This window comes from Litchfieldia alkalitelluris, from assembly GCF_002019645.1.
In the GTDB taxonomy this organism is placed as follows: domain Bacteria; phylum Bacillota; class Bacilli; order Bacillales; family Bacillaceae_L; genus Litchfieldia; species Litchfieldia alkalitelluris.
Genome location: NZ_KV917374.1, coordinates 134,176 through 146,729, shown reverse-complemented (window position 1 = coordinate 146,729; position 12,554 = coordinate 134,176). Strand labels below are relative to the sequence as shown.

At 33.4% G+C, this 12,554-nt stretch carries 14 protein-coding genes; 7 read left to right on the top strand and 7 right to left on the bottom strand.

Features of this window, described 5'->3' with window-relative positions; all coding sequences use genetic code 11:
• Positions 1 to 8 precede the first annotated feature (8 nt).
• Positions 9 to 1,967 carry a TniQ family protein gene (locus tag BK579_RS00710; RefSeq protein WP_078543088.1) on the top strand — a complete coding sequence of 653 codons (1,959 nt, stop codon included), beginning with the start codon at positions 9 to 11 and terminating at the stop codon, positions 1,965 to 1,967.
• 49 nt (positions 1,968 to 2,016) lie between these two features.
• A complete protein-coding gene (locus BK579_RS00705; RefSeq protein WP_078543087.1) occupies positions 2,017 to 3,792 on the top strand; it encodes a TniQ family protein in 1,776 nt (591 codons plus the stop codon).
• A 65-nt stretch (positions 3,793 to 3,857) separates the two neighbouring features.
• Here the strand turns inward: BK579_RS00705 and BK579_RS00700 are convergent, their stop codons facing one another.
• Positions 3,858 to 4,220 carry a hypothetical protein gene (locus BK579_RS00700; RefSeq protein ID WP_078543086.1) on the bottom strand — a complete coding sequence of 121 codons (363 nt, stop codon included), beginning with the start codon at positions 4,218 to 4,220 and terminating at the stop codon, positions 3,858 to 3,860.
• A 516-nt stretch (positions 4,221 to 4,736) separates the two neighbouring features.
• Here BK579_RS00700 and BK579_RS00695 point away from each other — a divergent pair.
• A complete protein-coding gene (locus tag BK579_RS00695) occupies positions 4,737 to 5,153 on the top strand; it encodes a DUF421 domain-containing protein (RefSeq protein WP_078543085.1) in 417 nt (138 codons plus the stop codon).
• Positions 5,154 to 5,483: 330 nt separating this feature from the next.
• On the top strand, positions 5,484 to 6,299 hold the full coding sequence (locus BK579_RS00690) for an EcsC family protein (RefSeq protein WP_078543084.1): 816 nt from the start codon (positions 5,484 to 5,486) through the stop codon (positions 6,297 to 6,299).
• A 252-nt stretch (positions 6,300 to 6,551) separates the two neighbouring features.
• On the opposite strand, the gene BK579_RS00685 is transcribed toward BK579_RS00690, so the two are convergent.
• The 5 genes from BK579_RS00685 to BK579_RS00670 all read right to left on the bottom strand — a co-directional run bounded on the left by BK579_RS00685 (position 6,552) and on the right by BK579_RS00670 (position 8,556).
• Positions 6,552 to 7,337 (bottom strand): TerC family protein, encoded by a 786-nt coding sequence (locus tag BK579_RS00685; RefSeq protein WP_078543083.1) that lies wholly within the window; start codon positions 7,335 to 7,337, stop codon positions 6,552 to 6,554.
• A 44-nt stretch (positions 7,338 to 7,381) separates the two neighbouring features.
• The gene (locus tag BK579_RS00680; RefSeq protein WP_328589207.1) at positions 7,382 to 7,570 is read right to left on the bottom strand and encodes a YkvA family protein; all 189 of its coding nucleotides are present in this window, start codon (positions 7,568 to 7,570) and stop codon (positions 7,382 to 7,384) included.
• A 287-nt stretch (positions 7,571 to 7,857) separates the two neighbouring features.
• A complete protein-coding gene (locus BK579_RS00675; protein WP_078543081.1) occupies positions 7,858 to 8,244 on the bottom strand; it encodes a sporulation protein in 387 nt (128 codons plus the stop codon).
• A 16-nt stretch (positions 8,245 to 8,260) separates the two neighbouring features.
• On the bottom strand, positions 8,261 to 8,392 hold the full coding sequence (locus tag BK579_RS25165) for an FbpB family small basic protein (protein ID WP_139365016.1): 132 nt from the start codon (positions 8,390 to 8,392) through the stop codon (positions 8,261 to 8,263).
• Entirely contained in the window at positions 8,389 to 8,556 is a 168-nt protein-coding gene (locus BK579_RS00670) for an aspartyl-phosphate phosphatase Spo0E family protein (RefSeq protein WP_078543080.1), read from the bottom strand. Before BK579_RS00670 ends, BK579_RS25165 begins: the two co-directional genes overlap by 4 nt.
• 498 nt (positions 8,557 to 9,054) lie before the next feature.
• Between BK579_RS00670 and BK579_RS00665 the strand changes: the two genes are divergently transcribed.
• Entirely contained in the window at positions 9,055 to 9,270 is a 216-nt protein-coding gene (locus BK579_RS00665; protein WP_078543079.1) for a helix-turn-helix domain-containing protein, read from the top strand.
• A 45-nt stretch (positions 9,271 to 9,315) separates the two neighbouring features.
• On the opposite strand, the gene BK579_RS00660 is transcribed toward BK579_RS00665, so the two are convergent.
• Positions 9,316 to 10,041, bottom strand: a complete 726-nt coding sequence (locus BK579_RS00660; RefSeq protein ID WP_078543078.1) for a ZIP family metal transporter — start codon at positions 10,039 to 10,041, stop codon at positions 9,316 to 9,318.
• A 424-nt stretch (positions 10,042 to 10,465) separates the two neighbouring features.
• On the opposite strand from BK579_RS00660, the gene BK579_RS00655 reads away from it, so the two are divergent.
• Both BK579_RS00655 and BK579_RS00650 read left to right on the top strand, forming a co-directional pair.
• Positions 10,466 to 11,890: a GAF domain-containing sensor histidine kinase gene (locus BK579_RS00655; protein ID WP_169891033.1), complete on the top strand. Its 1,425-nt coding sequence runs from the start codon at positions 10,466 to 10,468 to the stop codon at positions 11,888 to 11,890.
• A 21-nt stretch (positions 11,891 to 11,911) separates the two neighbouring features.
• Positions 11,912 to 12,547 carry a response regulator gene (locus BK579_RS00650; protein WP_169891260.1) on the top strand — a complete coding sequence of 212 codons (636 nt, stop codon included), beginning with the start codon at positions 11,912 to 11,914 and terminating at the stop codon, positions 12,545 to 12,547.
• Positions 12,548 to 12,554: the final 7 nt, after the last annotated feature.

Genomic DNA, 12,554 nt, shown 5'->3' with positions numbered 1-12,554 from the left:
GGATACAAATGATAAAAGGTAGGCTAACTTTACGACCGGATATCATCGAAGGTGAATCTATATCCTCTTATTTATTGAGATTAGCTAATATTAACAAGATAAATATAGCGCAACTATTTAGGTTGGTAAGAAATGAGAAAAAATATATAAAAGTTGGTAGTTATGTAGAGAAGCTCGATTTCTATCCCAAGGATATTATTAAGATTGAAAACTTTGTCTCTATAACCAATTTACCTATTAATCTTATAGACCACCATTCTTTTTCTTCTACTATTATTAAATGGTTTGGGGATAAAGCTGGGAAAATTATATTCTTAAAAGAAACTGAAGTGAAAAATCGTAAATTCTGTTTATCATGTTTAGTAGAAACAGGTGCATATAAGCTATTATGGCAAGTCAAAGAAATCCGATTATGCAATAAACATCTTACAAAATTAAAATCAAAATGTGATAAATGTGGACATGCTTTGCCATATGTAAACGAAAATATTGCTTTATTTAAGTGCTGTAATTGTTCGGCGTTACTCCTTGAACAGGAGGAACAAATAGAAACAAATAGTTTTGTAATTGAAAGTCAGCTACAGTGTTATAAGGATTGGAAATTAATACAAACCCTTTCTTCTTCACCTAAGTTTAACTCGATTAATCACAGAAAGCTTGCAGCACAAGTTCTTTATATTGCTGATAATAATAGAATAAAATTAAAAAAACACCAAATGAGAAGATTGAGAAATATAGTTAAAGGAAAAAGCGATGATAGGGTAACATTAAACCTTCTCTTTTCAGTTTTGCGAAATGTAGGAATAAATTTAGAGGAGATAATAGATATTGAAGTTCCAATTTCATATTTAAGACCTCTTTTTAGAACTAATGTAAGTAAGTTAGGGCGTTGCTTATCACCGTGGTGTAATTATAGAGGTACAAAATTTAAAATGAAAAGAATTATGAAAAGTACAACTCAAAGATATGTACCATTCCGTCATAAATTTGACTTAGTTAGTGTTTGTACAGGGTGTTGGATGAGATTTGGAGTAAATAAGGAAACCGAAAAATGGGAATGCCTTTTTGACGAAGCAAATCTTATTTACTACAAAGTAAAACCACTATATGAAAATGGTGTATCAAAGACTGCTATACAAAGGGAACTGAAACTTCCTATTTTTAAACTGTATTCTGTATTAGGGTATATTCTTCAATATCAGTTATTAGAAGTCGATGATAACGATGAGGAGAAATTTCAATTTAGTAATACTGTTTTAGAGCAGTTTAAAATACTTAGTAAAAATAGTCACAGTTTCAAACTGATGGCATCTGCTGCAAAAAAAAGCTATGGCTGGGGGGTGTTGGAGTTTAGTTATTTATATTGGCACCCAGAGGTCCAGCGTAATATTGCTTTTAAGGAGAATAGAGGGGATAAGAAAGAAGATGGGAAAACAAAGATGCCTAATTCTCTACTGGTAGATGAAATAAATGAAGAAATTAGTTTAGTAGTAAGAGAAATAGCTGCATCTTTGGAAATTGTTGAGAAGAATGAACTATTTGCTGAAATTAGGAAAGATGAAACAATATATACAAAAAGAGATAATTTATTGGCTGAAAAAATAATTATATATAACAAAATAAATGAACTCGTTCAGTCAAAAACTGAAAAAGAAGAACAAATACATGTTAAAGAGATTTATAAATATATTAGTAAGACATATAGTTATTTAGTAAGAAATCATATTGATATTAAAAAATATATTTCAAAAATAGCAAATGCAAGTAAAGTAAATCAGACTGAGATAAAAAGAAAGAAGCTTAAAGAAGCAATAAAAAAGCTATACCTAGAAAAACAAGAAATAACTCCGGATAAGTTAAGTGAAATATTAGGTGTAGCGGAGATATCTATATCGACTGGTAATGGTATTTTTAGAAGATTAGGTGATACAATTAATAAAACAATAAACGAAATAATATCAGAATAAAAGATTGAACCTCCCTTATATTGGAAATACTGGTAAGGGAGGTATTGGTATGGATAAACTGAAAACACTTACAATTAGGTTAACGCCAGTATATGGAGAGTCATTAACCTCATTTTTACTACGACTTTCAAAAATAAATTCAATTAACTTATTATCCTTGCTAAATGCTATAAGGTTAAATATTAACCTTTACTTTCAACGTGATTCTTTTCAACTACTAGATATCACCCCGTTTTCCAGGTTGGATATGAATAAATTAGATGAACTTATAGGTGTTTCAAAGGTTGAATTAATAAGCTGCACTTTCTTTAATGTGATAGAACACTTGGGAGCGTCAGATAACGTAGAAAATTCTAGAATAATGTTAGGAGTTAAGAGGGATTATTTATGTTATTGCAACACCTGTTTAAAAGAAAATGGATATCACAAGTTAATTTGGCAAATAAATGATGTTAATGTGTGTCTTGAACACAATGAAAATCTAGTTCAGCAATGTCCTAATTGTTCTAAAAGAGTGTATTTTAAGCATATGAATTCAATTGATATATGCCCGAACTGTGAGTATTCATTAGTTGGTCGTTCACAAAGTAAAGCTGTTATCTCAGAAGTTGATAAAAGGAAATGTGAATTTTGGGAAACCTTTATTCATAATACAAAAATCAACCTAGAAACTTCCTTATTAGCTATTAGGTTATTATATATTTTATCAAAAAAGTCGGACTTATTTAATAAAAAAAATTTATCTAATGAAGTATCGAATTCTAATAGGATAACAATGCTTTTACAATATGCTCGTGGAACACTAATTAATAAAAAGGCTATACATATTTCAATTATTAAAGATGTGTTACTAGAATGTGGCGTTGGTTTACAAGCATTATATGATATGAAAGTTCCAGATGAATTTGTGAATTCTATTGTTCAAACAAGCAGAATTAAACAAACAAAACCAACTTGTATTGCACCTTGGTGTAGAAAAAATCAGGGAGATTTAATTAGATTAAATACTAACTTAAGGGTAAAGAAAAATGGCAAAAAACATTTACAGTATATGTACTGTCGATTTTGCCATTGTGAATATGCCTATGATAAAGAAGGTAATTTTATTGAAAGAACATACTTTATAAAAGGGTATAAAGTTTTGATAAATAATATTGAAGGTGTTTCCCTTAGTAAGTTAGCCAAGCAGGCTAATTTATCGGTAGAACAGTTAAAACGTTGTATAGCATATTTTAAAACACGAGATGTTAGTGGAATATCATTGCCTAAAATATCGCCTATAAGAAAGAAGCAGCTTTTACAGTTTGTGGATTTAGTGAATAAAGGAAAAGGAATTAAGGAAATTAGAAAAGCTATGTTGTTATTAAATTATGAGATATTTTTAATGTATAGATACCATCAATTTGTTATGAATGCTCTTAGAAGCAAGCCTGTTCAAAAGCGAAGTGATAAAAAGATTAATGTAGATGAAAAAGTGGGGCTCATAAATAGTGTATTAGAGCAATTATTAGATGAAGACAAGGATGTTACAATTAAGAATGTATGTATTGCGTTAAATGTTAGTCCAGAAACAATAAGAAACTGGGGTGGCAATGAAGTTATATCAGAATATAAGGGAGTACAGAAGTTATTTCGTATAGAGCAAGAAAGGGAAACTCTCTATAAAAAGGCTATGCATTACTTAGAAGTGAATAAGTCAAAACGTATAAGTATAGCCGGAATTTATGAAGTATTACCTATTGGAAGAACAATAATGTGGAGGAAGCACCCTGAACTTGCTAAATTGATTTCAAATAACATTAAAATTAATAATTTGGAAGTTTAATAAAATACTGTCTATTAAGCATCTTAAAAAACTACGTCAAGCATTTATAACGTAGTTTTTTGAAATTAAACTTGCCATAGCTGCCCATTACTAGTATCTTTACCGTGAAATTCTCGATTTCTTGAATCTAAACCTGGTAAATTGCTATATTCGCTGTAACAATATCTAAAATCTGCAATCATCTCCAAATTATTATCAAAGGAGTATTCTTTCTGAAGTCTCGTAAAGTCGTTATTGGTAAAGTTCAAAGGACTTCTTCCGTAAAAGTAAACAAATTGATAATAAGAAACACCTTTAAAATCATCATTACACAATTCCCTTTTGACTAGCATACCCATGCAATATATTTCACTTCCATCAATGAGGCTAACTGGGCATGATTCTAAAATTTCATCATTTTTTAAATCAACCTTACTTAATATATACATATAATGTTTCCCTCACTTTTCCTTATAGTAAATTAACTAAACCTCATTCGTTTAATCATTCTAACTATATTTATGAAAAATGGAGGTATTAAATGCCTATTAACATATATGCTTATTCATCTTTTTACTGTAACATATGTCAAAATATATTAAATTAATCATGTTAAATGTCATTTTATATTAAACAAAGTGACAAACGTATATTAAAAAAAGCGGAAATATCCATCATTTTTATGCCATGTTATATTAAAATCCACATAAAAGTGACCAAGAAAAGATATATATGAAAAGGGATAGAGTTATAAACTCTATCCCTTTTGATTTAATGCGACGAGAAGTGGCATTTTAGTTTTTAAGAAGGAAGCTACCGTTAGATGTTGATCATAAGCCAAAGGCTGTCCTATTTCCCTCATCAAACTCTCTTTTTTTAGTTTTAAAACTTCTTTTATTTAATTAAACACTAACTGCTTATATTTTAATGTGAATTACAAAAGCTAAGTTTGAGGAGGGAGTAGAATGGCAGGTTGGATACAAGCAATTATCTATTTTGTTTCAGCGGTCATCTTATTAAGACTGGGAGGCAAACGCACTATATCACAAGCCACACCAGGTGAAGTAGTCATTATGATTGGAATTGGGACGGTTTTGGTTCATCCATTAAAATCAGAGGACTCGTGGATTAGTGTATATCACGGCGCGCTTATTATTTCGGGCATTATTTTATTATCACTTTTACAAATCTATGTTCCAAAGCTTAAGAAGTATATCATGGGTGAGCCAATGTTACTTGTAAAGGACGGGCAAATTCTCCATGAAAATCTAAGAAAAGCAAGAATTCCTGAAGATGAATTAAAGATGAAGCTTCGAATAAAAAAAATTAATGACATTACAAAGTTGCAATCAGCAACATTAGAGGTAAGTGGTGATCTCTGAGTTGAAATAAATGAGAAAGAATCATATGCAACGAAAAAAGATATTGAAAACCTAAAGAAGGCAATTGAAATATTAGGAAACAAATTAGATTCCAAAATTATAACGAATTCACCATCAAACAAACCAACTCAAAACCTTTTTCATCAGGTGGAAGAGATTCAGGACCAAGACCCACTTCAATAAAATTTGCAGAACCCCCTTTTAGAATTTTATCTAGAGGGGTATTTATTTTAATAAAAAAGTTATTAATAAAAGAAATTAGGAGAAACTATGTGATTATGTGAAACGTATATATATAAAAATATGTATTTACAAGAGAGGTATTATCAGATGGAGTCAGTTATAGACTTGCAAAAAAAATTAAAGGAAATAGAAAAATGGGAGCGGGAGCAAAAAGGTCTTTGGTTTTGGGAAAAGCTAGGCAGAGTGCCTTTTATGATTTTAGATAAAGTGACACCCAAGTTCATTCACGATAAAATTGGAATTGCAATTGATGAATTAGGTAACTATGTTCAGTCTGGAGGAAGTTATCTCGTTGATGAAAAGCGGGTCTTAAGTAAACAATTCGGGAATGAGACTACTATAGAAGAAGTGTCCAAACTTGAAATAGATAAGATGGATGTAGCAGCTCAGAAGATAAGTAGTAGAAGTGCTAAAACAGCGATGATTCAAGGGGGGACAACAGGGATTGGTGGCATTTTTACGTTAGCTATAGACATACCTTTAATGCTAGGTATTACATTAAAGACAATCCAAGAAATCGCACTATGTTATGGATACAATCCCAAAGAAAAAGATGAGCGAATTTTTGTTGTGAAATGTTTGCAGTTTTCATCTTCTGATATAGTCGGAAAGAAAGCTATATTAGAAGAGTTGAGTTTGTTTAACGATCGGAAAAGCAATACACAAATGATGTCACAGTTACAGGGCTGGAGAGAGGTATTAACTACATATAGAGATAATTTCGGATGGAAGAAGCTATTTCAGCTTATACCAGTTGCCGGTATCCTATTTGGTGCATATATAAATAAATCGACGATTCAAGATACAGCTGAAGCAGCAATGATGTTATATCGAAAAAGAAGAGTATTAGAAAGATTAGAGGCCAAACAAGTAGAAGACTTAGATAATATTACATTAATTTAGACTGTTTTCCTATTCATTGTTTATTTTAAAGTTTTTTGAAAAAACATGATGATTAAGTAGAGTGGCATCTTTTCTCCTAAATTATAACTGCCTATATTTAAAAAAGAACGGATTATCCATAAAAAGATACTCCGTTCTTTACAATATATAATAATCAAAACTCCATCAAAAAATCGATAACCTATATTTACAAAATGCCACTGTATGAAAAAGGAGACCTTCTAGTATCCCTAAAAGGTCTCCATCAACTATCTAGCCGTTCACTTTTACTTCTTCAACAGGAGCTTCTACTTTTTCTTTAGATAAGAACCAACCACCAACTGCGATCGAAACTAAGATTGAATAGAAGATTATTTTCCAAGTGTAAGAATGTGCAAAGCCATATGGGATGATCGCTATATCAGGGTGAGATAGTGTCAGAACTACTAACTTAACCCCTACCATTCCAACAATCATAAATGCTGCTATTTCCAGAGAAGGTCTTTTTTTCAATAAGTCGACAAACAGATGTGCAGCAAATCGCATAATAACTAAACCAACAAAACCACCAAGGAATATAACAATGAAATGTCCTGCGTTCATTCCCCCAATTTCTCCAATTGGCAGGTGTGGCAATGTTACTGCTAATGCAACTGCAGCTAAGATTGAGTCAATAGCAAATGCGATATCAGCTAACTCTACCTTGAATACAGTTCCCCAGAAACCTGATTTCTTTTTTTCCTTTACAGGTGCCCCATCATCTTTTTTCTTCAATAGTAATTTTCTAAAGATGTGATTAGCTGCTATGAATAATAAATATAGCGCTCCAATCGCTTGGACTTGCCATACGTCAACAAGAAATGAAATCATGAACAACGAAGCTAATCTAAAAACAAATGCTCCGGCTAAACCATAAAATAAAGCCTTTTTTCTTTCTTCTTCTGGAAGGTGTTTTACCATAATTGCTAATACTAAAGCATTATCAGCAGCTAATAAACCTTCCAATAAAATTAAGACCAATAATACCCAACCATACTCAACTAATAATGAAAATTCCAATTAAATTCTGCCCCCTAATATACCTATCTATAATTAATTAAATGTTACCCAAGCTTATATTTATCCTTTAAGGTTTGTGGTGCAATTTTTACGAATCTTTCTAATACAAAAGTGGCAAGAACCACATCGTCAATGATCCCAAAAAAGGCTAGAAAATCTGGAATCAAATCAAATGGGAAAAATGCATAAGTTAAAATGATAAGTGCTCCAAGTACCTTATGATGTGATGGCACCTCTTTAGTGAGAAAGAAATCTTTTAAAAAAGGAATGAACCTCCAAAATTTAAGGATAAACTTTAATCGTTTGAAATATTTAAACAAAAGCATCACCTACCTTAAAAGCTAACATACTTTTTTATCATTGCGGAATGCATAAACATTTTACCTAGTTTTGGTGTCTAGCTCCAGGTGCCACCGGATCGGGGTCATAAGCCAATCGCTTCGGAAGGCGAAAACCTTGGCTTCTGTCAGCGCTCGTCTTATGCCTGTTGCCGATAGGCGGGCACCCTGAACTTTTCATATTAAACGATTTGAATTAAGTCTTGATCGATACTTTTTGCGCCTTCTTTAAAATATAATCTTGTTTTGAAACGGTAAGATGTTTGTTGATCCGAAGGTGACAACCCATTTGGTAGTTTGAATGAAAAAGGAATTTTATCAGCTTCTTCTGAATGAAGAAGTGTCGACGTCAAAATGGTCGTAGAGTCGAGAATGTCTTCCTCTTCTTTACCTTCATGAATTCTTACCAAGTCACAATCAATTCGTTTCAACTGTTGCTCAATGGTTCCTCCTTTTAAAAGGAAGTAACCATGAATAAGTTCACCAGGCGTATACGTTTCTTTAGATAAGATAAGATCGATTTTTGCTGAACCTATTCCTATAAGAGACAAGTATTTCCTTAGTATCAATTTAAATTCCCTCCAGTTATTTTGTTTTATTCTTCACTATGCGATCTTCAATTCGCTTTTCGATCTTTTCAATCTGCGCTTTATCTCTTAATAATTCTTCTATATTTCTATTAATTAGCATTGATAAAGATTGATGGCTTTTTTTCATTTTAATTGCTCCCTTCGATCGTATTGATACTTCCAGATAAGTGTATCTAGCTTCTGGCTTTGTAATACTGTGTCACGATGGGTGAGTCCATTCGCTTTAACAATTGCAGCTAACTGTTCAGCTTCCTTTGATATCGCATCTTGTAATCTTTTTTTATTAGTCATTCGTTAGCCTCCTAATCGAAGTCTAAATTATCCAAATAAAAAAACCCTCACCATAATAATTGGCAAAGGTTTTGAAAGATACAAAAAGACCTCTACCGATTGGTAAAGGTCTTGCTAACAACGTAAAAGTTGCCAACAAAGCCGAGAGTAATTAAACTCCGAAATGACGACTCTGCTGTAAAAGCTACTCCCCTTTAGGAGAAACATATTTAACTGATTGAGATAATATTAAGATATATTTGTAGAACTGTCAATAAGAATTTTTAAATATAATCATAGTAGAAATGTAGTGTTCATTTTTTCTGAATGAACTTTTTTATTATGTCTGTAGAAAAGTATCAAAGAATATATTGCAAGAATAAAAGTAGTTATGGCAAATGTTACAAGCCAACTAAAAGGAATTGTATCTGAGTGAACCCCATATTCCCCGGTTGTAGCAAAACTGATGGTTGCTGAATGGACTTCTGGTTCCATCCCAGCAATTAGTAGAAAGAAAAATTGAAGAAAGTAGGCTATGGTTTAACGGACAGAGAACTAGATGTCTTGCGACTACTTGTAGAGGGTAAGGATAATCGTCAAATAGCCGGAGGATTATATTTAACAGAAGGAACAGTGAAAAATTATATCTCTTCCATCTATTCCAAAATGGAGGTTCCTGATCGAATTCAAGCAATCTTAAAAGCTCAGGAGGAAGAACTGCTGGATCTAAATTAAGCATGCCAATAACTTCCTTTTTAATGGGCATGCTTGTTTTCAATTTTATAGTGAGCTTAGAATCAGCGAAAATAATAAACCTAAGGCAGTTATAAATCCAACAACAGGTCCGCCCTCTTCAAATGCTTCAGGTAACATGGTGGATGATACCATGGCGATTACTCCACCGGCAGCAAATGAACCGATTCCGGCTATAATTATAGATGAGCCATCTTTAAATAAGGTGTATCCAGCTAAGGAGCTCATTCCAGATAGGACTAAAGCAAACAGCCAAAGAAAGAGAATTTTCTTTTTAGAGTAACCGTCTTTTTTTAACCCAACACTGCTTGATAAACCTTCAGGGAAATTACTAATAAAGATGGCGATCACTAATAGAAGACTGACCGTATGGTTTTCGAGTATGCTTAATCCGATAATGATCGATTCCGGAATCGCATCGAAAAGAGTACCAATGAAAATAGCTAACCCGGAATGTCCCCTTGGATTTTCACCAGATCGCTTTCGTTCTTTTCCCCCTTTGTTGGAAATGAGAAGATCAACAACTGTGAATAATAGAGCACCAAGTAAGAAACCGAACGAGGTGGGAAGGATTCCTCCTTCTTGTATTGCATCCTCGAGTAACTCAAAAGATGCAGCCCCGATTAATACCCCTGTACCGAATGCCATTATTGCTGCGATCCATCGCTTTTTAATGTTAAAAAAAAGTCCTATTAACGCTCCTGCAAATAAGGCAGAACCGGCCACGCTGCCCCATAAGAACGCATTCCACATTTTTTAATCCCTACTTTTTTTAAGGTTGTTTTCGTATACTTTGTTGCTTTTAAAGGTCTTTTAAACTCACTATGAACTAAGTACAGTGGTAGCTTTTTTTCCTGAATTTTAACCATAACATCTAGTGAAATAATGTAACCTACCGAAAAACAGGTCATTTAGCAACAATCTTTCAGAAAAGAGCCTTTTTAAAAGATACATATAAATAATCTGAACCTAGTTATGGTGCCTAGCTCCGTCGCCGATAGAGGGCGCCTTCCGCTTTTCTTTTGATATACAACTTATTATGTAGATGTTGTGTACTTTTACTCATAAAACAAAGGGTTTCATCCAAAAGTTGTAGAAGAAATCATTCATAAGAAAGCAACAAAAGAATTTCAAGGCATAGTAAAATAAAGGGAGTATGAACTTAGGGGAGATAAATATGAATGATCGAAATATTTTAAGAGAGATTTCGACGATCCTTCATGAAGGTCAAGATTTGAATTCAATGTTACAAATCGTATTGGAAAAGCTCTTAAAGGTTACAGGATTTCAGACGGGTTGGGTATTCTTAGTCAATGATTTAAGACATCAATTAGTCGCTTATTATAACCTACCCGATGGACTGAGCTTTAATGATTTCCTTCCTATGTGTAAAGAGGATTGTTGGTGCCTTGAAAAATGTAGGAACGGAAAGCTAAGGAATGCGGTTAATATGATCGAGTGCCAAAGGTTAGAACGAGCGATGGAGGAAAATTGGGGAAGTACTGAGGGAATTACTCATCATGCGACAATTCCGATTAAAGCGGGAAATGAAACGTATGGTTTAATTAATGTTTCTTCACCATACAAAACTCATTTTACAACTGAGGAGCTTGAAATTTTAGAAACGATTGCACTACAGGTTGGTGCAACATGTTACCGAATGAAGTTATATGAATATGAGCAGAAAAAAGCAAAGTATCTTCATGCATTTAGTCAGTGGATGGCTAATATGAATGAGTTAAATGATAACAAATCCCTTCTTAAGCATGGAGTGCAGTGTTTAGCTCGTTTATTCCCATGGACAGGGGTTGCCATTACATTAGATCATCAATGTGAAAAAGAAGGAGATAGCCAAGATTCTTCCATCTCTCTAAAAGAAGTAGTTGGTGAGAGTCGAGTAGAGTTGATTGTATACGGCGAAACACTTGAAGAACTTGATGAAATGATATCAAAGCAAATTAGCTATCATTTTGCCCTTATCGCTGAAAAAAATAGAATTGAACAACACCGGACGGAACTTGCATTAATGGAGGAAAGAAACCGACTAGCACGAGATTTACATGACTCAGTTAATCAGTTGTTATTTTCCATTACACTTATTTCAAAAGGACTTCAGGCGAGAGCGGATAAAGAGGAAATAATAAACCCGCTTGTCGAGATTCAAGCCTTATCTTCTGAAGCCTTATTGGAAATGCGAAAGTTAATTTGGCAACTCCGGCCTGAAGGGTTAGAACAAGGGTTACTTACTGCATTAAAACGGTATGGTGAGCTTATTAAGTTAAGTGTTGATATTGAATTACATGGTATTCTTAACCTTTCTAATCCCATTGAAGAGTGTCTTTGGAGAGTGGGGCAGGAAGCTCTTAACAATGTGAAAAAACACTCAATGAGCGATGATGTAAAGATTATTTTTACGGTTAAGGATTTCGTCAAAATGGTTATTTCAGATGAGGGCTGTGGGTTTGATAAAAATCAGGATGATCTAGTCTCTGGCTATGGCCTTAAAACCATGCAAGAGCGTGTTGGTAAACTTGGAGGTAGCATCAGTATCAATAGTAAAAAAAATATAGGGACGGAAATTACCGTCTTTCTAGGTTTATAGAATGGGGGCAAAGGCATGAGTATAAAAGTGGTGTTAGTGGATGATCATCATGTGGTTAGAAAGGGACTACGGTATTTTTTAGAATCACAAAAAGATTTAGAAATTGTCGCAGAGGCTGAAAATGGCGAAGAAGCAGTGAAGGTCGTAGAAGATACAAAACCAGATGTAGTATTAATGGATTTAATTATGCCTAAGAAAAATGGAATTGAGGCGACAAGGGAAATCACCACTCTTTTTCCAACAACTAAAGTGATCATATTAACAAGCTTTGCTGATCAGGAGCATGTGATACCAGCACTACAAGCGGGTGCCAGTGGCTACCAGTTAAAGGATATTGAACCGGATGAATTAGCAGAAACAATTAGGGCTGTTCATAGTGGAGAAAGTAAGCTGCATAATAAGGTGACAAAATACGTTCTAACGAGAATTACTGCAAAGGAAACGGAAGAGGAGAAGCTAGTAAAGCAGTTAACAAAGCGGGAGAAAGACGTCCTGATTCAGATCTCAATGGGGAAAAGCAACAAAGAGATTGCATCAAGCCTTGTGATATCTGAAAAAACGGTTAAAACTCATGTATCGAATATCCTGGGGAAACTACAATTAGCTGATCGAACACAAGCTGCCATTTTTGCAATGAAATTTGGTCTGTCTTCTTAAAGTGAAA